Source organism: Pseudomonas sp. GL_117, from assembly GCF_057835125.1.
The window spans coordinates 426,296-448,292 of record NZ_CM174418.1 but is presented as its reverse complement, the minus strand read 5'-3'; the positions used below and the strand labels follow the sequence as shown (position 1 = coordinate 448,292).

23 protein-coding genes and 1 pseudogene are annotated in these 21,997 nt (G+C 61.1%); 17 read left to right on the top strand and 7 right to left on the bottom strand.

The genetic code is table 11. The features are described from left to right. The first annotated feature begins 78 nt into the window (after positions 1 to 78). The 5 genes from AC3ISR_RS01935 (at position 79) to AC3ISR_RS01915 (ending at position 5,721) form a co-directional block, all read left to right on the top strand. Positions 79 to 2,646: a fimbria/pilus outer membrane usher protein gene (locus AC3ISR_RS01935; RefSeq protein ID WP_192298356.1), complete on the top strand. Its 2,568-nt coding sequence runs from the start codon at positions 79 to 81 to the stop codon at positions 2,644 to 2,646. Between the two features lie 64 nt (positions 2,647 to 2,710). Further along, positions 2,711 to 3,649, top strand: a complete 939-nt coding sequence (locus AC3ISR_RS01930) for a fimbrial protein (RefSeq protein WP_318652593.1) — start codon at positions 2,711 to 2,713, stop codon at positions 3,647 to 3,649. 18 nt (positions 3,650 to 3,667) lie between these two features. Beyond that, positions 3,668 to 4,195, top strand: a complete 528-nt coding sequence (locus tag AC3ISR_RS01925) for a fimbrial protein (RefSeq protein WP_192298358.1) — start codon at positions 3,668 to 3,670, stop codon at positions 4,193 to 4,195. A 36-nt stretch (positions 4,196 to 4,231) separates the two neighbouring features. Beyond that, a complete protein-coding gene (locus AC3ISR_RS01920; protein ID WP_192298359.1) occupies positions 4,232 to 5,176 on the top strand; it encodes a fimbrial protein in 945 nt (314 codons plus the stop codon). 17 nt (positions 5,177 to 5,193) lie between these two features. Further along, complete coding sequence (locus tag AC3ISR_RS01915; RefSeq protein WP_192298360.1) at positions 5,194 to 5,721, top strand: fimbrial protein; 528 nt, start codon at positions 5,194 to 5,196, stop codon at positions 5,719 to 5,721. A gap of 409 nt (positions 5,722 to 6,130) precedes the next feature. On the opposite strand, the gene AC3ISR_RS01910 is transcribed toward AC3ISR_RS01915, so the two are convergent. The 3 genes from AC3ISR_RS01910 to AC3ISR_RS01900 all read right to left on the bottom strand — a co-directional run bounded on the left by AC3ISR_RS01910 (position 6,131) and on the right by AC3ISR_RS01900 (position 7,863). After that, entirely contained in the window at positions 6,131 to 7,048 is a 918-nt protein-coding gene (locus tag AC3ISR_RS01910; RefSeq protein ID WP_192298361.1) for a phasin family protein, read from the bottom strand. Between the two features lie 12 nt (positions 7,049 to 7,060). Beyond that, positions 7,061 to 7,483 (bottom strand): phasin family protein, encoded by a 423-nt coding sequence (locus AC3ISR_RS01905; protein ID WP_192298362.1) that lies wholly within the window; start codon positions 7,481 to 7,483, stop codon positions 7,061 to 7,063. Positions 7,484 to 7,587: 104 nt separating this feature from the next. Then, complete coding sequence (locus AC3ISR_RS01900; RefSeq protein ID WP_053140503.1) at positions 7,588 to 7,863, bottom strand: polyhydroxyalkanoic acid system family protein; 276 nt, start codon at positions 7,861 to 7,863, stop codon at positions 7,588 to 7,590. 300 nt (positions 7,864 to 8,163) lie between these two features. Between AC3ISR_RS01900 and ubiE the strand changes: the two genes are divergently transcribed. The 12 genes and pseudogenes from ubiE (at position 8,164) to AC3ISR_RS01840 (ending at position 18,154) form a co-directional block, all read left to right on the top strand. Further along, the gene (ubiE, locus tag AC3ISR_RS01895) at positions 8,164 to 8,934 is read left to right on the top strand and encodes a bifunctional demethylmenaquinone methyltransferase/2-methoxy-6-polyprenyl-1,4-benzoquinol methylase UbiE (protein WP_060754560.1); all 771 of its coding nucleotides are present in this window, start codon (positions 8,164 to 8,166) and stop codon (positions 8,932 to 8,934) included. Continuing rightward, a complete protein-coding gene (locus tag AC3ISR_RS01890) occupies positions 8,934 to 9,557 on the top strand; it encodes a ubiquinone biosynthesis accessory factor UbiJ (protein WP_192298363.1) in 624 nt (207 codons plus the stop codon). The genes ubiE and AC3ISR_RS01890 overlap by 1 nt, the downstream gene beginning before the upstream one ends. Then, positions 9,554 to 11,158: a ubiquinone biosynthesis regulatory protein kinase UbiB gene (gene ubiB / locus AC3ISR_RS01885; RefSeq protein ID WP_463983843.1), complete on the top strand. Its 1,605-nt coding sequence runs from the start codon at positions 9,554 to 9,556 to the stop codon at positions 11,156 to 11,158. The genes AC3ISR_RS01890 and ubiB overlap by 4 nt, the downstream gene beginning before the upstream one ends. Positions 11,159 to 11,199: 41 nt before the next feature. Next, a complete protein-coding gene (gene hisI, locus AC3ISR_RS01880) occupies positions 11,200 to 11,592 on the top strand; it encodes a phosphoribosyl-AMP cyclohydrolase (RefSeq protein WP_122810867.1) in 393 nt (130 codons plus the stop codon). 2 nt (positions 11,593 to 11,594) lie between these two features. Continuing rightward, on the top strand, positions 11,595 to 11,927 hold the full coding sequence (locus AC3ISR_RS01875; protein ID WP_105695035.1) for a phosphoribosyl-ATP diphosphatase: 333 nt from the start codon (positions 11,595 to 11,597) through the stop codon (positions 11,925 to 11,927). A 25-nt stretch (positions 11,928 to 11,952) separates the two neighbouring features. Then, positions 11,953 to 12,231 carry a twin-arginine translocase TatA/TatE family subunit gene (locus AC3ISR_RS01870; RefSeq protein ID WP_017738835.1) on the top strand — a complete coding sequence of 93 codons (279 nt, stop codon included), beginning with the start codon at positions 11,953 to 11,955 and terminating at the stop codon, positions 12,229 to 12,231. Between the two features lie 10 nt (positions 12,232 to 12,241). Then, the gene (tatB, locus tag AC3ISR_RS01865) at positions 12,242 to 12,637 is read left to right on the top strand and encodes a Sec-independent protein translocase protein TatB (RefSeq protein ID WP_192298365.1); all 396 of its coding nucleotides are present in this window, start codon (positions 12,242 to 12,244) and stop codon (positions 12,635 to 12,637) included. After that, positions 12,634 to 13,422, top strand: coding sequence for a twin-arginine translocase subunit TatC (tatC, locus tag AC3ISR_RS01860; RefSeq protein ID WP_192298366.1), 789 nt, complete (start codon positions 12,634 to 12,636; stop codon positions 13,420 to 13,422). Before tatB ends, tatC begins: the two co-directional genes overlap by 4 nt. Further along, positions 13,419 to 14,126: a 16S rRNA (uracil(1498)-N(3))-methyltransferase gene (locus AC3ISR_RS01855; RefSeq protein ID WP_192298367.1), complete on the top strand. Its 708-nt coding sequence runs from the start codon at positions 13,419 to 13,421 to the stop codon at positions 14,124 to 14,126. Before tatC ends, AC3ISR_RS01855 begins: the two co-directional genes overlap by 4 nt. Before the next feature lie 97 nt (positions 14,127 to 14,223). Further along, positions 14,224 to 15,282 (top strand): annotated as a pseudogene (locus AC3ISR_RS01850) (methyl-accepting chemotaxis protein); the annotation flags it as partial. After that, entirely contained in the window at positions 15,268 to 16,140 is an 873-nt protein-coding gene (locus tag AC3ISR_RS01845) for a methyl-accepting chemotaxis protein (RefSeq protein WP_370694902.1), read from the top strand. The pseudogene AC3ISR_RS01850 and the gene AC3ISR_RS01845, both read left to right, overlap by 15 nt. Positions 16,141 to 16,246: 106 nt before the next feature. After that, a complete protein-coding gene (locus AC3ISR_RS01840) occupies positions 16,247 to 18,154 on the top strand; it encodes a HAMP domain-containing methyl-accepting chemotaxis protein (RefSeq protein WP_192298369.1) in 1,908 nt (635 codons plus the stop codon). A gap of 139 nt (positions 18,155 to 18,293) precedes the next feature. On the opposite strand, the gene AC3ISR_RS01835 is transcribed toward AC3ISR_RS01840, so the two are convergent. From AC3ISR_RS01835 to AC3ISR_RS01820, 4 genes are all read right to left on the bottom strand, one after another. Beyond that, entirely contained in the window at positions 18,294 to 19,028 is a 735-nt protein-coding gene (locus AC3ISR_RS01835; protein WP_017738829.1) for an amino acid ABC transporter ATP-binding protein, read from the bottom strand. After that, on the bottom strand, positions 19,021 to 19,980 hold the full coding sequence (locus tag AC3ISR_RS01830; protein WP_192298370.1) for an amino acid ABC transporter permease: 960 nt from the start codon (positions 19,978 to 19,980) through the stop codon (positions 19,021 to 19,023). The genes AC3ISR_RS01835 and AC3ISR_RS01830 overlap by 8 nt, the downstream gene beginning before the upstream one ends. A 141-nt stretch (positions 19,981 to 20,121) precedes the next feature. Beyond that, positions 20,122 to 20,919: a transporter substrate-binding domain-containing protein gene (locus AC3ISR_RS01825; RefSeq protein ID WP_192298371.1), complete on the bottom strand. Its 798-nt coding sequence runs from the start codon at positions 20,917 to 20,919 to the stop codon at positions 20,122 to 20,124. A 219-nt stretch (positions 20,920 to 21,138) separates the two neighbouring features. After that, positions 21,139 to 21,939, bottom strand: coding sequence for a transporter substrate-binding domain-containing protein (locus AC3ISR_RS01820; protein WP_192298372.1), 801 nt, complete (start codon positions 21,937 to 21,939; stop codon positions 21,139 to 21,141). Between the last annotated feature and the right edge of the window lie 58 nt (positions 21,940 to 21,997).

Sequence of the window (21,997 nt, the reverse complement as noted above, 5' to 3'; positions counted from 1 at the left end):
CCTGTTGGATGCCCTTTTTCCTGGGCAGGGCCTCCCCTTGCCCGAATTCGGACAGCACTTTTTTTGGAAATGGTAAACATGAGCTTGAACACGCCTGCCAGAGCAAGACACTGGTCCCCGACATGTCATCGTCTGAAGCTTACGGCGCAGAGCTTGTTGCTGCTCGGCGGAGCACACTCGATGGCCGCCCACGCGGTGGAGAATGTCGAGTTCAACCCGGCCTTCTTTCCGGATGGCGCGGGTGGCCAGCAGCTCGATATTTCAAAATTCAGCCAGGGCAACGTCGTACTGCCCGGCAACTACCGCAGCGACGTCTACCTCAACGGTCAGTGGATTGGCCGCGAAACGTTGTCCTTCGTCGCGGTCGAGGGCCAGGACTCGGCGCAGATGTGCCTGGAGCGTGATGCACTGCTCAGGTTCGGCATCGACCTGGACGCACCGCAAAAACAACCCGTCGAGGACGGCCAGGCGCCGATTCCCGAGTTTGCCGGTTGCGAGGATATTTCAACCTACCTGCCAGGCAGTACCAGCCAGTTCGACTCAGGCGAAAACCGCCTGACACTGCAGGTTCCACAGATCTACATGGCACGTACGGCACGCGGCTATGTCGACCCGAAACACTGGGACAGCGGCATCAATGCGGCCTTCGCACGCTACAACATCAACACCTTCAATACACGCACGAACGGCCGCTCGATCAACTCCCATTACCTGGGCCTGAACTCCGGGCTCAATCTGGGTGACTGGCATTTGCGTCATAACGGCAGCTTCAGCCAGACCGACGCCGCCTCGGGTTATCAAAGCAGCAGCACCTATGTGCAACGGGAACTGAGCCCGCTGCGCTCACAAATGATGGTGGGCGAGATCTACACCCCGGGCGAGCTGTTCGACAGCGTGCGCCTGCGCGGTGCCAGCCTGTTCAGCGATGACCGGATGCTGCCGGATTCCATGACCGGCTTTGCGCCTGTGGTGCGTGGTGTCGCCGAGACCAATGCCCGCGTGACCGTGCGCCAACGTGGCGTGTTGCTGGATGAAGTCTCCGTGGCCCCCGGCCCGTTTGTGCTCAACGACCTGTTCCCCACCGGCTATGGGGGTGACCTGACTGTCACCGTCACCGAGGCCGATGGCCGCCAGCGCGAATTCATCGTGCCGTTTGCCGCCAACGCCAACCTGCTGCGTGCGGGCTACAGCCGCTATTCACTGAGCGTCGGCCTGCTGGATGAAATCGGCCTGAACCATCCACCCAAACTGATGCAGGCGACCTACCAGCACGGCCTCAACAATCTGCTGACCGGCTACACAGGGGCGGTGGTGGGTGAGGACTATCACTCGCAGTTACTGGGGACGGCCTTCAATACCCCGTTTGGCGCGCTGTCCTTCGACCTGACCAATTCGAACGCAAACCTGCCCGGCCACGGGTCCCGGGACGGGCAAAGCGTGCAGTTGCGCTACAGCAAGAACTTCACCGATACCGGCACTCACTTTGCCCTCGGTGCCTATCGGTACTCCACGCAAGGCTTCCTGAGCATCGCCGACGCCGCGAGGGTGCGCGACCTGGCCATCGACGGGCGCAGCCTGGACAACCTGTCACGCCTGCGCGACAGAATGGATATCAGCCTCAACCAGAGCCTGGGCAACAGCTCGGTGTACCTCACCGGCTCTTCGCAGAACTACTGGAACCGCGCAAGCGGCAACCTGACCTTCACCGCAGGCTACACCGGCAGCTGGCGGGGCATGCACTACACCCTCAGCGCCCAGCGCACCAAGGACTTGCTGAGCGACAGGATCGACAAGCGAGTGGATCTGACCCTGAGCCTGCCACTGGGCAGGGATGCTCGCTCGCCGACCCTGACCACCACGGCCTTTCGCGGTAATCAAAGCAGCGGCGAACGTGTGAACCTCGGCGGCACCCTGGGTGAGCGCAACGAGTTCAGCTACGGCGTGGGCAGCAGCAGGACCCAGGGCAGTGACAACGCCCTGAGCGCCGACGTGAAATATCAGGCGAGCCATGGCGTGCTGTCCGCAGGGTATGGCCAGAGCAACAGCTACCGCGCAACGTCCCTCGGCATGACCGGCGGCATCGTCGCTCACTCGGGAGGCGTGACGTTCGCCCCGGAGCTCGGCGACACCATCGGCATCGTCCAGGCTCCCAGTGCACAGGGCGCGCGGATCAATGGCAACCACAGCGCCCAGGTCGGCAAGAGCGGTTACGCCGTGGTGCCCCACCTCACGCCGTACCGCCAGAACGTGGTGGAACTGGACCCCAAGGACTTGTCCGTGGATGTGGAGCTCAAGACCGCCGCACAAAACATCGCGCCGCGCGCCGGGTCGGTGGTGAAGTTGCAGTTCGATACGGTCAGCGGCCAGGCGCTCTTGATCACGGCGCAGCGTGAGGATGGCAGCCCGCTGCCGTTCGGTTCGGATGTGTTCGATGAGGATGGCGCCAGCGTGGGCATTGTTGGCCAGGGCGGCAAAGCGTTTGTGCGCGTTGCGAAGGATCAGGGGCTGTTGACCGTCAAGTGGGGCAGCAATGACGACGCCTCTTGCCGACTGCAATACGGCCTGCAGAAAGGCCCGGAGGGAGATGCGACACCGCGTTTACGCCATCTGGATGCTGGCACGTGCTCTGCCAACACACGTGGCTGATCCGGCGGGCGCGCACCTCGCGCCCGCGGTTCCCAACAACCTCTTCTGATTACAGGACATGAAGATGAAGTCCCCCATCCTGCTGGCTTCGACACTCCTTGCGCTTGGCATGCCGATCGCCGCCCAAGCGAGGTGCGACAGGTTTCAAAATGACACGTTCACCCTGAACCTGCCCGCGAACATCACGGTCCCGGACAGCCTTCCCGTCGGGAGTGTCATCACTCGCCAAGCCTTCAGCGGCACGGCTCCCGCCTACTTTGCAAATTGCACCGTTGCCACCCACAGCGGAGTGTTTGGAAGATATTCACGCCTGCAAGACCCGGCTACCGGCGCCTACCACACCGAGGTTCCAGGCATCGGCTTGCGCATTACGATGACGTGGGCCGGCGGCGGCCCCGCCGCCTTCGCACTGTACAACCAAGGTTACCAACAGGTTTACGGGAAAATTCCCAGCTTCACCTCAGCGGAGGCCACCTTCTACAAAATCGGCCCTGTGACCAGCGGGACAGTACCGAGCGGCATGTTCTGGGAAAAAACCTGGGTTATCGCTCCAGAGCGTTTCCGTCTACAACTCGGCAGCCCTGTGCGTTTTGTCAGGCCCGCCGCCACCTGCGACCTGGCAGCCGGTGACGTCAACCGCACCGTGACGTTGCCCACCATACAAGCCAGCGCCCTGAAGGATGTGGTCTATGCCGGCGTGCAGAATTTTGACCTGACAGCCAATTGCAGCAACGCAGCCAACGTCACCTTTCGTATTACCGGCACCCCTGCCGTCGGCAACCCCTTGCTCTTCGCCAATACCGGCACCGCCCGCGGCGTGTCGCTGTGGATGTATTCACGGATCAATGGTGCGCCCCAGACCATCAGCAACAACGATACCCGCGCAGTGGCTGTCTCCAGCAACCGCGCGGTGTTGCCGCTCAGTGTCGCGTATCACAAAAACGGCACGGTGAGCTCAGGCACGCTCATCAGCAGTGCCACCGTCAACATCACCTACAACTAAAAACCCAAGGACTCTCGAATGAACCTGCGCACACTGCCCCTACTGCTGGCAATCACTGCACTCTTCGGCCATCTCACCGCCCAGGCCGCGACAACAGGCACGTTGCGCTTTGTCGGCCAGATCAACTCAGGGACATGCAACCTGACCGCCGGGGACGTGAACCGCACCATCACGTTGCCCACCATCAAGATTTCCGACCTGGCCTCGGCCGTGTATGCGGGCGCGCACAATTTCGAGATTTCTGCCGACTGCGAAGCCGATATTCGCAACGTGCACTTTCTGTTCGCCGGCACACCTGCCACAGGCAATGGGCTGCTGTTTTCCAACACAGGTACTTCAAAAGGGACAGCGGTCTGGCTGGCGCATCGCACGCCCGGCTGGATAACCATCCCAGCCAATGGAACCCCCGCGCAGCGCACCCGCACCGTTGCGACCAGCGCCAACAAGGCAGTGCTGCCACTCATTGGCGCCTACCACATAACGGGTGAAGCGATTACCCAAGGCAGTCTGGCCAGCGCCATTACGATTTCCATCACTTACAACTGATGACGGCCAGGTGCGGCCCTGTTGCAGGAGCAGAAAATGAAGCGATGCCTCAGATTCCTTTCGGTGCCCTTGGCCTACGCTCTTCCCATGGCTGCTCAAGCAGCATGCGACCGCTACCCCAACATGCAACACAGCGTGTCCTTTCCCAGCACCATCACCGTGCCGGAAAGCCTTGGCATTGGCCAATTGATCACCAGCCAGGTATTCCCAGGGCCCTACCCTACGTTCTATATGAACTGCCCCACCGCGACCCCAACCTTCCTGACCGGGCGATTCACATCAGCCATATCGGCGCCGGGCGGGCTCATTTATCACACCAATGTGCCCGGTGTCGGCATGCGCGTAATGGTGACGCTGACCTCCGGCGCGCCGTACTCCGCCAAGCTCAAGACCGAGAGCCTGGTGTCGGCACCGGGGAGAATCCTGTGGGGGGCAACACGCCTGGTAGCGGAGTTCTACAAGTTGGGGCCGGTCACCACCGGCACGCTGCCCAGCGGTGACATCCAACACAACAATTGGGATGGGGGCAAAGGCCATTATCGAATGGTGCTCAACACCTCCATACGCTTCGTCAATCCGGCCTCCACGTGCGACCTGGCGACCGGAGACGTCAACCGCACAATCACATTGCCAACCGTGCAGGTGAACGCGTTCAACAACTCCGTCACCGCAGGCACGCGTGAATTCGAGTTGAGCGCAAACTGCAGCAACGCCTCGGATGTCACCTTTCGAGTGACGGGCACCCCGGCCCCCGGGAATAACTTGCTCTTCACCAACACAGGCTCTGCTGGCGGGGTAGCGCTGTGGATGTACTCGCGCATCAATGGCGTGCCCCAAACCATCAGCAACAACGACACGCGCACAGTGGCCGTTTTCGGCAACCGCGCTGTACTGCCACTCGGTGTGGCCTATCACAAAAACGGCACTGTCGGCTCTGGCACATTTGCCAGTACCGCCACCGTCAACATCACCTACAACTGAAACCTGAAGGACTTTCGATGAAGCGTCTAACCCTACCTCTGCTGATGGTCGTCACCGCAAGCCTCGTCGGCACTGCTGCCCAGGCGGCGACCACAGGCAGCCTGCGTTTTGCCGGCCAGGTCAATGCTGGCACCTGCAACCTGGCTGCGGGCGATGAAAACCGTTTGATCACGTTGCCCGAGGTCAAGATTTCAGACTTCGATTCGGTGGTCTACACGGGCGAGCTGGATTTCGAGATTGCCGCCGACTGCGAATCGGACGTGCGCAACGTGAGCTTCCTGTTCACCGGAACATCCTCCGTTGGCAATGCCGGGCTGTTTTCCAACACCGGCAGCTCCGGCGGCACCGCCCTTTGGCTGGCATCCCGGTTGCCCTCTGCCGCCACAATCCCTGCCAACGGCACGCCGGCCCAGCGGACGCGGACGGTAGCGACGAGTAGCAGCAAAGCGGTCTTGCCACTCAAAGCGGCCTACCACAAGACCGGTCAAGCGATTACCCAAGGCACACTGGCCAGCGCAGTTACGGTGTCGATCACCTACAACTGAAAAAGTCACTCGCACGCCGACGCATCCTGATCACTATACGAAGTGGCACGGATCTCGGGCTGAACCGGCATCCACGGAATAAAGGCGTGTCCCATCCCCCACCATAGCCCGGTCAGTGGAGCGCTTTTCAATGCGCTCCATTGTCATTGCGACAGAATAAAAAGGAAAAAGGATGAAGTTTCCCCTGACACTTATTCCTACACCATTACTGCTATTCCTGCCGGGAGTTGTTCAAGCAGCGTGTGACCGATATTTCAACCTTGAAACAGCGTCACCTTTGCAGCCACCATCTCCGTACCAGACAGCTTGCCCGTGGGCGCAATAATGCGCCATCTATAGGCACCCATGAAGTGAGCACGCAAAAAAATGCCCGACCTTACAGGCCGGGCATTGTTGGGTCCTGCAAAGATCAGGATTGACTGGAGGACGGCGGGGTTGACGGCGTCGCCGTCGGCGTCACAGCAGCAGGGGTCGGTGCGAGCACCGAGTTGGCTGTGGAAGCAGTTGGCGCAGATGCAGGCTTCGCTGCAGCAGCAGGCTTCGGTGCTGCCGGTTTTTTCGCTACTGCTGGCTTTTTCGCGGCGGCTGTTTTTGCCGCTGGCTTGGCTGCAGCAGACTTGGCTGCCGGTTTCGCGGCGGCCGGCTTGGCAGCTGATTTTGCAGCAGCGGGTTTCGCGGCGGCTTTGGCAGCGGGTTTAACCGCTGCCTTGGCGGCCGGCTTGGCGGCAGGTTTTGCAGCGACGGTTTTTGCCGCTGGTTTGGCAGCCGCTTTGACGGGCGCCTTGGCTGCAGCTTTCGCAGCCGGCTTGGCGGCCGCTTTGACCAGAGGCTTGGCCGCAGCTTTTGCAGCGGGTTTGGCGGCTGCGGTTTTCGCCGCTGGCTTAGCAGCAGGTTTTGCAGCAGCCGTTTTCACAGGAGCGACTTTAGCGCCGGTGAGTTTTTCGATTTGCTTGGTCAGGGTATCGACCTTGCTGTGCAGTGCCTTGATTTCAGTCTTGCTCGGCACGCCCAGACGCGAAATGGCACTGTTGAGGCGCTTGTCCAGAGCCCCTTCCAGTTCGCTCCAAGTACCCAGTACTTGTTTCTTCGCATCACTGATACGCGAACCGGCAGTTGCCTTGGCGGCAGTTACTTTTTTACCAACTGCGCTATTGGCTACTTTCTCGGCCTTCTCGCCGTCTTTAACCAGAGTCTCGAAGAGTTTGCTGCCGTCACTGTCGATCTTCGAGTAAACGCCTAAACCAGCCAGCCAGATTTTGCGGGAATATTCTTCAACTTTCCCGACCCACGAGCTGCCTTCTTTCTGAGGTTTCTTTTGAACAGCCATCCCGATGTCTCCTTAGTGTTTACGCGCGACACGTTCGAGCAATGCCGTCAGCTCTTCGAGCTTAGCAGAGAGTGTCTCCACGTCATGTTTAGACGCAATGCCGATTCGATTCAAGGCACTTGCAACACGAGTATCAAAAGCTTTTTCAACTTTATCCAGCTGAACTTCTACCAGACCTTTGACAGAGGAGACATTACTCTTTACTTGGTCAATCTGACTATTGGCAGCGTCAAGTTGTTCAACTGCAACTTTTTTACCTTTACTTTCAACATGTTGACCCGCCTTGACGAGTTCCTTGAAGTACTCGTTGCCCTCGCTTCCAACCTTGGCATACGCACCAAGGCCCGCCAGCCAGATCTTGCGGGCGTAGGTTTTAACCTCGCTCAGGGCAGTAGTCGGGGCATCGATTTTTTTCTTCAAGATAACTTTGGCCATGGTGCACCTCACGCGAAATAGGGTGGAGGAACGGCCCGCAGGAGTTGAGGGCTTGGGCACAAAGTAGGAGGAAAAATTAGAATCGGCACCCTAGAACACTCGGATCACGCCAATGCCTTATCCAGGGCTTTCTCGATTTCGGACTTGATGGTGCCACTCATGGCCGACATCAACAGGCCCAGTTCCACATCAATACGCAACGAATCATCTGCAACCAATACCGTGCCTTTAACCCCCGAACGCTTGAGGTTCAAGGTATCGCCAGACCACGATGGCTCCAGGCCATATTGCTCCTTGAGTTTATGCGCCAACTTCTCGGCCTTTGCCCGAGCGCCTTCTTTACCCAGGGAATGTGCACGCTCAACGGTAATACGGGCCATTGCAATGACTCCTCTTTATTGCGGTTTGGATACCTTCGATGCGGCAAAAGGTCTCGGTGACCATCCATCTTACCTATACGCAACTCGACAATCTGTAGTGAGCGGGCTTGCCCCGCGCTGGGTGGCGCAGCCGCCCCAAACCCAGGCAACGCGGTCTTTCTGAAACTCCCAGGCGTCCTTGTGGGGGGCGGCTTCGCCACCCAGTGCGGGGCAAACCCGCTCACTACAGATTGAGCCTTGCCAAGACAAAGCAGGCCTTGGGGATTATCATGTGCCGCATTCTCTTTTGGTGACAGCGATATGACTGATCAGCGCAAAGGCAGCGATGCCGAACCCACCACTCACTTCGGCTTCAAGAACGTCCCGGAAAGCCAAAAGGCGGAAAAAGTCGCTGAGGTGTTCCACTCCGTTGCGGCCAAGTACGACCTGATGAACGACGTGCTCTCCGGCGGCATGCACCGCCTGTGGAAGCGCTTCACCATCGAGCTGTCCGGCGTGCGCGCCGGCAATCGCGTGCTGGACATCGCCGGCGGCACGGGCGACCTGGCAGCCAAGTTCTCCAAGCTCGTCGGCCCCACCGGCCAGGTGGTACTGGCGGACATCAACGGTTCGATGCTCAAGGTCGGTCGCGACCGCCTGCTCGACAAAGGCGTGGCCGGCAATATCGAATTCGTCCAGGCCGACGCTGAAAAGCTGCCGTTCCCCGACAACCATTTCGACTGCGTGACCATCGCCTTCGGCCTGCGCAACGTGACCCATAAAGAAGACGCGATCCGCTCGATGCTGCGCGTACTCAAGCCGGGCGGCCGCCTGTTGGTGCTGGAGTTCTCCAAACCGACCAACGCACTGATGTCCAAGGTCTACGACACCTATTCCTTCGCCTTCATGCCGTTGATGGGCAAGCTGATCACCAATGACGCCGAAAGCTATCGCTACCTGGCCGAATCGATCCGCATGCACCCCGACCAGGAAACCCTGAAGTCGATGATGGTAGAAGCCGGTTTCGACCGCGTGACCTACCACAACATGACGTCCGGCATCGTCGCCCTGCACCGCGGCATCAAGCCCTGATGCTGCTCCAGGGCCTTCTCGCCAGCGTTGAGCACGGCCTCAACCGTGTGCTGCGCCTGGACAGCACCGCCCTGGCGCGGCTCGCGCACTTGACCGGCAAGGTGATTGCCGTCGATTGCCGCAGCCCCGCCGTGCAGCTGTTTATCCTGCCCAGCGATGAAGGCCTGCTGCTCGCCAGCACCTGGGCCTGTGATGCCGACTGCACCCTGCGCGCACCGGCGTCGAGCCTGCTGCACCTGGCATTGAGCCGCAACAAGACCGCGATCCTGCACAGCACCGAAGTCGAACTGGAAGGCGACAGCTCGGTGCTGATGGACCTGGCCGCCGTGTTGCAAGACCTGGAGCTGGATTGGGAATACGAGCTGTCACGCTGGATCGGCCCGGTGGCCACCCAGTTGATCAGCGGGCACCTGCGCAGCCGTTCGCGGTGGTATCAGCAAGGGTTCGCCAGCCTCAACCAGAACCTCGCCGAATACCTGAGCGAAGAATCGCGCACCCTGGTCGGACAACGGGAAGCGCAAGCGCGCTTTCGTGAACTCGACAAGGCCAAAATCGACCTGGAACGCCTTGAGGCACGCTTCGAGCGCCTGAGCCGTTCCCTTGATCCAAGCGATAACGCATGAAGCTGCTCGCCGTCCGCCGTTTGTTCCGTATCCAGCGCGTCGTAATCCGCTACCAACTCGATGACCTGCTGTTCGCCCTGCCGCTGCCGTGGTTCCTGCTGGCGGTTCGCTACGTGCTGCCGTGGCGCTGGTTCCCGCGCAAGAAGCTTGAACTCAGCAGAGGCGCACGCCTGCGCCTGGCATTGCAGGACCTGGGGCCGATCTTCATCAAGTTCGGGCAGATCCTCTCGACCCGTCGCGACCTGCTGCCCGAAGACATCGCCGACGAGCTGATGCTGTTGCAAGACCGCGTGCCGCCGTTCGACTCGCAACAGTCGATGAAGCTGATCGAAGAACAGCTGGGCCGGAAGATCAGTGAAGTATTCAGCCGTTTCGACGTCGAACCGCTGGCCTCCGCCTCGGTCGCCCAGGTGCACGCTGCGCAACTGAAGAGCGGCGAAGAAGTGGTGGTGAAAGTGATCCGCCCGGGTCTCAAGCCGATCATCGGCCAGGACCTGGCGTGGCTGTTCATCCTCGCCCGCGCCGCCGAGCGCTTCAGCGCCGATGCGCGCTTGCTGCACCCGGTGGACGTGGTTGCCGACTACGAAAAAACCATCTACGACGAACTCGACCTGCTGCGCGAAGCCGCCAACGCCAGCCAGCTCAAGCGCAACTTCGAAGGCTCGCCGCTGCTGTACGTGCCGCAGGTGTATTGGGACTGGTGCCGCCCCAAAGTGCTGGTGATGGAGCGCATCTACGGCGTGCAAGTCACTGACCTCGCGACCCTGGCCGACCAGCGCACCGACATGAAAATGCTCGCCGAGCGTGGCGTGGAGATCTTCTTCACCCAGGTGTTCCGCGACAGCTTCTTCCACGCCGACATGCACCCCGGCAACATCTTCGTCAGCACCGTCAACCCGTGGAGCCCGCAGTACATCGCGATCGACTGCGGCATCGTCGGCAGCCTGACCCCACAGGACCAGGACTACCTGGCGCGCAACCTGTTCGCCTTCTTCAAACGCGACTACCGCCGCGTGGCGCAGTTGCACATCGATTCGGGCTGGGTGCCGGCGGAAACCAAACTCAACGAATTCGAAGCTGCCATTCGCACGGTATGCGAGCCGATCTTTGAAAAACCGCTGAAGGACATTTCCTTTGGCCAGGTACTGATGCGCCTGTTCCAGACCGCCCGACGCTTCAATATGGAAGTGCAACCGCAGCTGGTCCTGTTGCAGAAAACCCTGCTGAACATCGAAGGCCTGGGCCGCCAGCTGTACCCGGACCTCGACCTGTGGAACACCGCCCAGCCGTTCCTCGAGCGCTGGATGCGCGAGCGGGTCAGCCCGAAAACCCTGATCGGCAATCTGCACAGCCAGTTCGAACAACTACCGCACTTGGCCAACATGACCCGCGACCTGCTGGAGCGCATGTCCCAGCCCCACGCCAAGGACCCATCGCCGCCGTGGCACAAGCGCAAGGACGACTGGTTCCTGCGCCTGCTCGGCGCCGCGCACCTGACCGGCGGCATTGTGCTGGCCCTGGGCGGGCCGTTGAATCAATTGGGCCACTGGCCGGCCGGTATCATGGTCGCCGTGGGTGTTTATCTGATCGTGCGCCGATAGCCAATCCGGTTATACACTGTCGCAAATTGCCGGAGCCGAACATGAAAGACTGGCTGGACGAGATCAAATGGGACAGTGACGGCCTGGTGCCGGCCATTGCCCAGGACTACAAGACCGGGCGCGTATTGATGATGGCCTGGATGAACCGCGAGGCCCTGAGCCTCACCGCCACTGAGCAGCGCGCCATTTACTGGTCACGTTCGCGTGGCAAACTGTGGCGCAAGGGCGAAGAGTCCGGGCACGTGCAGACCCTGCACGAGATGCGCATCGACTGCGATGCCGACGTGGTGATCCTCAAGGTCGAGCAGATCGGCAACATCGCCTGCCACACCGGCCGGCACAGCTGCTTCTACCGCGTGTTCGAAAACGGCGAGTGGAAGGTTGTCGAACCCGTGCTCAAAGACCCGCACGCCATCTACTCCGCAGGACACTAGACATGAGCGATACCCTGAACCGTGTGGCCCAGGTACTGGAAGACCGCAAAGGCGCGGACGCCGACAGTTCCTACGTCGCCAGCCTGTACCACAAGGGCCTGAACAAGATCCTGGAAAAACTCGGCGAAGAATCCGTCGAGACGATCATCGCCGCCAAGGACGCGCAAATCAGCGGCGACTGCAGCGATGTGATCTACGAAACCGCCGACCTGTGGTTCCACAGCCTGGTCATGCTCGCCCAACTGGGGCAGCACCCACAGGCCGTGCTGGATGAACTGGACCGTCGTTTCGGCTTGTCCGGGCATGCCGAAAAGGCTTCGCGCCCGACCACCTGAATAACTTTTACTGAGGATCTGCAGCATGGGCATTTTTGACTGGAAACACTGGATCGTCATTCTGGTGGTCGTGGTACTGGTATTCGGCACCAAGAAACTCAAGAACCTGGGCACTGACGTCGGCGAATCGATCAAGGGCTTTCGCAAAGCCATGAACGACGACGAAAAGCCTGCCGACCCGGCTGCCAATCCGGTGCCACCGGCGCAGCCTGTGCACCCGCAGGCCGCCCAGCCGATCACCGAGCGTCGTACCTTCGACGTGCAGGCTGAGAAAGTCGAAGAGCCGACCCGCAAAGACTCGTGAGCACTGACTAATGTTTGGTATCAGCTTCTCTGAACTGCTGCTCGTCGGCCTTGTGGCCCTGCTGGTACTGGGGCCGGAACGCCTGCCCGGTGCGGCACGCACGGCCGGCCTGTGGATCGGCCGCCTGAAACGCAGTTTCAATGCGATCAAACAGGAAGTTGAACGGGAAATCGGTGCCGACGAGATCCGTCGGCAACTGCACAACGAACATATCCTGTCGTTGGAGCAAGAGGCGCGCAAGATCCTGTCGCCGGTCCAGGAGCCCGCCAAACCGGTTGAGCCCGTGGCCGAGCAGAGCATCGCACCGACCACCCAGACCCCACCTGTTGCGCCCACCGAGCCTGCGCCGACGCCCGTTGCGTCGCCCGCGCCCCATGACCCTACATTGCCGCCGCGAGCCCCATGAGCGCTGATAAACCGGAAAACGACCAGCACATGCCGCTGGTCTCGCACCTCACCGAGCTGCGTACCCGCCTGCTGCGTTGCGTAGCGGCGATCTTCATCATCTTTGCCGGGCTGTTCGCCTTCACCCAGCAGATCTATACCTTTGTCTCGACGCCCCTGCGCCAGTATTTGCCGGCCGGCGCGACGATGATCGCCACCGACGTGTCGTCGCCGTTCCTCACGCCGTTGAAGCTGACGATGATGGTCTCGCTGTTCCTGGCGATCCCGGTGATCCTGCACCAGATCTGGGGCTTTATCGCACCGGGCCTGTACAAGCATGAGAAGCGCATCGCGGTGCCGTTGCTGGTATCGAGCATTTGCCTGTTCTACACCGGCATGGCGTTCGCCTACTTCCTGGTGTTCCCGTTGATCTTCAAGTTCTTCGCCGCCGCCACGCCGGCCGGTGTGGAAATGATGACCGACATCACCAGCTACCTCGACTTCGTGATGACACTGTTCTTCGCCTTTGGCGTGGCCTTCGAAATCCCGGTGGCCGTGGTGTTGCTGGTGTGGATCGGCGTGGTCAACGTGGCGTACCTGAAGAAGATCCGCCCGTATGTGATCATCGGCTGCTTTGTGGTCGGCATGATCCTCACCCCGCCGGACATCTTCTCCCAGACCCTGCTGGCCGTGCCGATGTGGATGCTGTTCGAGATCGGCATCCTGTTCAGCGGCTTGATCAGCAAGCGCGGCGAACACCCGGATGACCAGCCCGACGACGACCAACCGCCAGCAACCCAGCCGTGAACCTGCTGCTGCTTGAGGAGGCCGACTTCATCGCGGCCGACCGTGTGGTACTGCGTGATCGGCGCCTGGTGCACATGCAGGAAGTCCACCGCGCAGCCGTCGGCGACAGCCTGCGCGTGGGCCGCATCGGCGGGCTGATGGGCAATGCCCAACTGCTACGCCTGGAAAACAGCGAGGCCGAACTGCAAGTCAGCTTCGACCAGCCGCCGCCGGCCAAGCTGCCGCTGACCCTGCTGCTGGCCCTGCCCCGTCCGAAAATGCTGCGCCGGGTCCTGCAAACCGTGGCGGCCATGGGCGTGCCAAAGGTGGTGCTGCTCAACAGCTACCGTGTGGAAAAAAGTTTCTGGCAGACGCCATTCCTCGAGCCGCAAGCAATTCGCGAGCAACTGATCCTCGGCCTGGAACAGGCGCGGGACACGGTGCTGCCCGACATCATCATCGAGAAACGCTTCAAGCCGTTCGTCGAGGATCGCCTGCCGGCCATGGCCGCTGGCACCCTTGGCCTGATTGGCCATCCCGGCGACTACCCGGCCTGTCCGCGTGGGCTGGACGAACCGGTGACCCTGGCAATCGGCCCGGAAGGCGGCTGGATTCCCTACGAGGTCGACTTGCTGGCCAAGGCGGGTTTGCAGCCGGTGCAACTGGGCGCCCGCATCCTGCGCGTCGAAACCGCCGTCACCGCTCTCCTGGCCCGACTGTTCTGACCCAACCCCAGACATCTGATCGCGTCGCTACAGAATCCCCGACACAGGCCGATACACCCTGAATAAGTCCAAGCCTTGTTCCAGGGGAGTTCGCAGCATGTATCGTTGGTTAGCCGAAAAGCTGGGGAATGTCAGCGTCAAATCCAAGTTGGGTGTAGGTTTTGGCCTGGTGTTACTGCTCACGCTCATGATTACCTTCACCGGCTGGAGCGGCCTGAGTGGCGTGATCAGCCGTGGCGACAAGCTGGGTTTCATCTCCAGCGTCAATGAACTGACCAAGGATCTGCGCCTGGCGCGCCTGGACTACGAAATGCGGCGCGGCGAACAAGGCCCGGCGGCGGTCAACGCGCTGCTGGTGCAACTGGAAGCCGGCCTGAAAACCGCCGACGGCATGATCGATCAGCCGGCCGACAACCTCCTGGTGGACGATCAATTGGCCGCCGTCGAGCAATATCGCCGCGCATTCGAGGCCATGGTCCAGGCCGGGGCGAACCGTGAAAATGCGCGCAGCAAGCTGGGCGATACCGCCGACAACGCGGTGCTCAAAGTCGGCGAAATCGAGAAAGCCCTGCTGCAAGGCGACAGCGTCACGCAGTTCAACAGCGTGGTAGACCTGAGTAAGTTGATCCAGCAAGCGCGCTTCCAAGTGCGCGGCTACACCTACAGCGGCAAGGTCGAAGCCGAGCAGCCTGCGCTGGACGCCATCGATAACGCCCTGAAGAAAATCGCCAGCCTGAACGGCCAGGTCCCTGATCAATATTCGACCAACCTGCAACAGGCCAGCGTCTCGCTGCAAGCCTACCGCGCCGCCGTCAGCCAGTACCGTGACTCCCAGGTTGCCAGCGTCGCTGCCATGAAAATCATGGCCGAGCAAGGCGACATCCTGCTCGATCGCAGCAAAAAACTCACCGCGTCCCAGACCGTGGTGCGTGACAACGATGCCGCCCAAGCCAAGCAAATGCTGGCACTGGCCACCGTACTCGCACTGGCGTTCGGCCTGATTGCCGCGTGGGCCATCACTCGCCAGATCATCATTCCGCTGAACCAGACCCTCAAGGTCGCCGAGCGCGTAGCCTCCGGCGACTTGAGCCACAACCTCGACTCCGCACGCCAGGACGAACTGGGTCAGTTGCAACGCGCCATGCAGAGCATGACCGTCGGCCTGCGTGAACTGATCGGCGGCATCAGCGACGGTGTCACCCAGATCGCCAGCGCCGCCGAGCAACTGTCGGCCGTGACCGAACAGACCAGCGCCGGGGTCAACAGCCAAAAAGTCGAGACCGACCAAGTCGCTACCGCGATGAACGAGATGGCCGCGACCGTGCAAGAAGTGGCACGCAACGCCGAGGAAGCTTCCGAAGCCGCCGTCGCTGCTGACCAGCAAGCCCGCGAAGGCGACAAAGTGGTCGGCGAAGCCATCGCCCAGATCGAACGCCTGGCCAGCGAAGTCGGCAACTCGACGGTGGCCATGGGCGATCTGAAACGCGAAAGCGACAAGATCGGCAGTGTGCTCGACGTGATCAAGTCCGTAGCCCAGCAAACCAACCTGTTGGCGCTCAACGCCGCGATTGAAGCCGCACGTGCCGGCGAAGCCGGGCGTGGCTTCGCCGTGGTGGCCGACGAGGTGCGCAGCCTGGCCCTGCGCACCCAGAAGTCCACCGAAGAGATCGAAGAACTGATCGTCGGCCTGCAAAGCGGTACCCAACAGGTCGCGACCATCATGGACAACAGCCGCGACCTCACCGACAGCAGTGTCGAGCTGACGCGCCGCGCCGGCAGCGCACTGGCGAGCATCACGCGCACGGTGTCGACCATCCAGGCGATGAACTCGCAGATCGCCACCGCCGCCGAACAGCAAAGCGCCGTGGCCGAAGAGATTAACCGCAGTGTGTTGAACGTGCGGGACGTGTCCGAACAAACCTCTTCAGCCAGTGAAGAAACGGCCGCATCCAGCGCCGAGCTGGCACGCCTGGGGATTTACCTACAAACCCTGGTAGGACGCTTCCGCATTTAATTAGCAGCTTGTGAAATTTCCTACGCAGTTATCAGCCCGGCACTGAGCCAAATCGATTTAGCGTTTCCTTTACTGCGAAACGCTTAATTCGATTTGGAGGTGCGTCATGTTTTCCCGGCTGACCCGTTTGCTGGTCAACGCCAGCGTCCGCGTCAAGCTTGCCATCGGTTTCGGGCAAGTGCTGATGCTCAGCTTCGCCATCGCCGTCACCGGCTGGCAAGCCTTGAATGCCATGATCTACCGCTCCACCAACCTGACGACCCTGGGACAATTGGCGGTTGCTGGCCAAGCCATGCGTGCTGATCGCATCGTCTACCGCACGCTGACGGACCCGAACAGCCGGGGCAAACTCACCACACACATCGAGACCATCGAAACCCATCTGGCCGCCCTTTCAAGCCGCATGCGAGACCCCGCCGACCGCCAGCGCCTAGAACAGGCCACCCGCCTGGTCACCGACTTCAAGGCGGCACTCAGCGAGCTAGCGCCCCTGATCGAGCACCGCGAAAACGCCCGCAGCCCACTGGACAAGACCGCACAGCAAGCCAGCGACACCCTGGCCCAACTCGCCAGTGAGCTGCCCGACCAGCAAGATCAGACAGCCCTGGATGCCATCGAAAACCTGCGCCAGGCCATGGTCCGTGCCGATGAAGGCGCCCAGCGCCCCGCATGGGCCGCCGCGTCGCTGGAGGCCTATGCCCAGGCAGTCAGCGACGCGTTGCAGGCGCTGGAGGCCGCACTGGCCGCTGTCACGGCTCTGCCGGTGGACTCGACCCTGCTCAAGAGCGACATCGCCAATTACCGCGAGCAGCTACTCAACCTCAAGCAAGCCCAACTCAACGCCGAAACCGTGCAGAACCGCTTCGAACAACAGCTCGATCAGTTACTGGAACAAAGCGACCAGATGAGCCAAGGCCAAACCCTCAAACGCGACAACGAAGCCGGCAAGACCCGTCTGCTGCTGATCAGTGTGACCGTCGTCGCACTGTTGCTCGGCACCCTGGCCGCCTGGTGGATCGCCCGGCAAATTGCGGTGCCACTGCGTGAAGTGCTGGCCCGCGCCAACCGTATCGCCGAAGGCGACCTGAGCCACGACATGCCGGTGGGACGCCGCGATGAACTGGGCCAACTGCAGCACGCCATCGGGGACATGACCCACAACCTGCGCCACCTGATCAGCGGCATCGGCGACAGCGCCCGGCAGATCGCCAGCGCGGCCACCGAGTTATCAGCCGTCACCGAGCAGACCCGCAACGGGGTCAACAAGCAAAAAGATGAAACCGATCAGGTCGCCACCGCGATGAACCAAATGCTCGCCACCGCCCAGGAAGTCGCCCGGCATGCCGAGCAAGCGTCAATCGCGGCAAACGAGGCTGACCGCCAAGCGAGTGCCGGCGACAAGGTGGTGGCGCAGGCGGTTGAGCAGATCGGCCAGCTGGCCGAAGAAATGGCACTTTCAGGCCGCGCAATGCTGACGTTGCAGCAAGAAAGCCAGAAGATCGCCAGCGTGCTCGACGTGATCAAGTCCGTGTCCCAGCAGACCAACCTGCTGGCCTTGAATGCAGCCATCGAGGCCGCACGCGCAGGCAGTGCCGGCGAAGGCTTTGCGGTGGTGGCCGATGAAGTGCGCAGCCTGGCGCAACGCACCCAGGCGTCTGCCGAAGAGATCGAAGGTTTGATCCTCAGCCTGCACAACGGCACCCAGCACGTGGCCGAGACGCTGGACAGCAGCCGCAACCTGACCGACGACAGCGTCGACCTGACCCGCGACGCCGGCGAGGCACTGGCCGCGATTGCGCGCACGGTGGCGATCATTCAGGAAATGAACCCGCAGATTGCCGCGGCCGCCGAAGAACAAAGTGCGGTAGTCGAAGAGATCAATCGCAGCGTGTTGCAGGTGCGCGACGTGTCCGAACACACCGCCGCCGCCAGCGAAGAGACGGCGGCGGCGAGTGTTCAGTTGACGCGGTTGAGCATGGATCTGCAGGCGCTGGTGGGCAAATTCCAGCTCTGACCCCGTAGTGAGCGGGCTTGCCCCGCGCTGGGTGGCGCAGCCGCCCCAAACGGTCCACCGCGGTGTTTCAGGAAGACCGAGGCGCCTGGATTTGGGGCGGCTGCGCCGCCCGGCGCGGGGCAAGCCCGCTCACTACAAGTTACAGGACCTGGCGCAGGAAGGCCTGGGCGCGTGGGTCTTTTGGCGCGTCGAAGAATTCGGCCGGGGCGGCGTCTTCGAGCAATTTGCCATGATCGAAGAACAGCACGCGGTCCGCCACTTCGCGGGCAAAGCCCATTTCGTGGGTGACGCAGACCATGGTCATGCCTTCCAAGGCCAGGGTCTTCATCACGTCCAGCACTTCGCCGACCATTTCCGGGTCGAGCGCCGAGGTGGGTTCGTCGAACAGCATGACCTTGGGCTCCATCGCCAACGCACGGGCAATCGCCACGCGTTGCTGCTGGCCGCCGGAGAGGCGCGACGGAAACTCGTTGGCCTTCTGCGCAATACCGACCTTTTCCAGCAGCGCCAGGGCCTTGGCTTCGCGCTCTTTCTTGCCGCGCTTGCGCACGACTTTTTGCGCCAGGCAGAGGTTTTCCAGCACGGTCATGTGGGGGAACAGATTGAAGTGCTGGAACACCATGCCGACTTCGCGGCGGTAGGCGTTCACGTCGGTTTTCGGATCAGCCAGTTGCAGGCCGTCGATACTCACCGAGCCGGAATCGAACTCTTCCAGGCCATTGAGGCAGCGCAGGAAAGTGGACTTGCCAGAGCCCGACGGACCGATCACCACCAGCACTTCGCCCTTGGCCACCTGGGTGGTGACGTGGTCGACCGCGCGCACCACATGGCCACGGGTATCGAAGACTTTTACCAGATCGCGGACTTCAATCACTTTGGGCGAGCCTCCGCTCAAGCCGGCTGGCCATTTTCGACAGCGGCAGGTTGATCAGCAGGTACAGGCCTGCAACGCAGAACAGGATTTCAAACGGCGAGAACGAGGTGGTGATCACCTCGCGACCGCTCTTGAGCAGTTCGGTAATCGCGATCACCGAGACCAGCGAAGTGTCTTTCACCAGGCTGATAAATTGCCCGGCCAGCGGTGGCAGCACGCGCTTGAATGCCTGCGGCAACACCACGTGACGCATCGACTGGCTGGCGCTCAAGCCCAGGGAGCGCGCAGCTTCGTTCTGGCCACGGGTGATTGACTGCACGCCGGCGCGGACGATTTCCGCCACATAGGCGCCCGTGAACAGCGACAACGCGGCAATCCCGGCAAATTCCCGGGACAGGTTGAGCACCGTGCCGATAAAGAAATAGAAGATGAAGATCTGCACCAGCAGCGGCGTACCGCGCACCAACTCGACATAGATGGTCGACAGGTCGCGCAGGGTCGGGTTGTTGGACAGACGGCACAGGCCGGTCGCCAGCCCGATCGCCAGCCCCAGGATGCCGGAGACCACCGACAGCCACAGCGTGGTCCACAAGCCCCACATCAACGGGCCCAACGCCCAATGCCGGGTCACACCGATCACGTCGCCCTCGGCCACGTCATCGCCGCGCGCCACTTGCAGGCTGTTATCAGCCACGGTCAGCGTCTGCAGGGCACCCGCGTCGTTGCGCAGGGTCACTTCGGCGACATCGCCTTTGCGCACCAACTCAACCACGGTAGAAATATCCGCCGCGCGCTGGGACGTTTCAGCCTGGTAGGCGAAGTACTGCGGTACGCGGTTCCAGCGCCATTCGTAGGACATCAGCGAAGTGGCGTAATACAAGGCACCAGCCAGACCGACCAGCACGACCACGGTCAGCAGGTGCCAGGGCCATTGGGCTTTTTTCTGTTTCATTTCAAATTCCGCGATTTGTGTTGCTTGTCAGGCCGTCTTCGCGAGCAAGCCCGCTCCCACACTCGACCGAGTTCCAACATGAAATGCGGTCAAAATGTGGGAGCGGGCTTGCTCGCGAAGGGCGCGACTCGGTCTAAACCTTTATTCCATGTCCTTGAGCCACTCGGAGCTCTTGAACCACTTGTCATGGATGCGATCGTAGGTGCCGTCGTTACGGATCTGGTGCAGGAAGTTGTTGATGAAGTTGATGCTGTCGTAATCGCCTTTTTTCAGGCCAAACGCCAGGGGTTCGAAGGTGAACGGTTCTTCGAGGAACACCAGCTTGCCGTTGCCGACTTTCTTCTCGGCGACCACGTTGTACGGCGCGTCATACACAAAGGCATCGGCCTTGCCGTTGACCACGTCCAGCACGCCTTCCTGCTCGTTGTCGTAGCCGTGGTACTTGGCTTTGGAGATCAGCTTCTTGGCGACCATCTCGCCGGTGGTGCCGAGCTTGGAAGTCAGGCGGTACTTCTCGTCGTTCAGGTCTTTGTAGGACTTGATGGTGCCTTCCAGATCCTTGCGGATCAGCAGGGTCTGGCCGACCACGATGAACGGTTCGCTGAAGTTCAGGCGCAGGTTGCGCTCCTGAGTCAGGGTCATGCCGCTGCCGATCATGTCGAACTTGCCGGTCAGGAAGGCCGGGATGATGCCGTCGTAGCCGGTGGAAACCAGCTCCAGCTTGACGCCCATGGACTTGGCCAGGGCCTTGAGGATGTCGACTTCGAAGCCGATGATTTCACCGCGCTTGTCTGTCATTTCGAACGGCATGTAGGTCGGGTCCATGCCGACCTTCAGCGTGCCGCGCTTGACCGCATCGTCGATCGCGCCGGCCTGGGCCGCAGTGGCCGCGACCAGCGCGGTGACGCCAAGCAGCAGCATCGAAAGATACTTTTTCATCATCAAGTCCCCTGAACGATTCTTATGAGGTCGGCGCGCAAAAGGGCTGCACCATTTCGGGGTGCGATCCTAACCCACTCGTCTGCCGTCACAAAGGTTTCACGGGTATTTGTTGTCGGCGTATGTCGGAAATGCCCCACAAATGCCGGAAGAACCCCAGGGGCAGACACTTCAGCACCTGGATTCGGCAACCGGCGGATGTGTAAGCAGTTATGACTTTCACTCAATGTCCGCCATCCAGTCGGTGCCCCTGAACCACTTGTCGTGCAGCCGATCATAGGTGCCGTCCTGGGCCACCTGATTGAGGAAATGGTTGATCCAGTTGAGGCTGTCGTAATCGCCCTTTTTCAGGCCGAACGCCAAGGGCTCGTAGGTGAAGGGCTGCTCCAGGGCCAGCAAGCTGCTGTTTTCCGGCCGGCCACTGGCGATCAGGTTGTAAGGCGCATCGTGGATAAAGGCATCGGCCTTGCCTTCCACCACCTGCCGCACGCCTTCTTCGGGCGTGGCGAAACTGCTCAGCTGCGCCGCGCCCAGAAAACGTTGCGCGGCCAATTCCCCGGTAGTGCCCTCGGTGACGGCGATACGGTAGCCGGCCTCGTCCAGTTCTTCGACACTGCCGACCTTGCCCGCCAGGCTTGGATGCAGCAGCACGGTCTGGCCGACGACGATAAAGGAGTCGCTGAAATTCAGCTTGAGATTACGCTCCTGGGTGACGGTCATGCCGCTGCCGATCAGGTCGAACTTGTTGGCCAGCAGCCCCGGCAGCAAATCGGTGTAGGGCACCGCCACCAACTCCAACTCAACCCCCAGCGCACGACTCATCGTCTGAAGCAGGTCGATTTCGAAACCGACGATGCGTCCCTGCCGGTCAGTCATTTCAAACGGCACATAGGTGGGCGTGGTCCCGACCTTCAGCACACCGCGCCGCACCGCATCGTCCAACGCACCGGCATACAGCGGGCCACCCTCCATCAATGCGACAGCGCCTATCAGCAGTGCCGAACAATACCTTTTGAGCATGAAAATCCCCGTGGCCAATCAAATTTGCGCGGCGATGCTAACCCAGTCGCAGGCACGG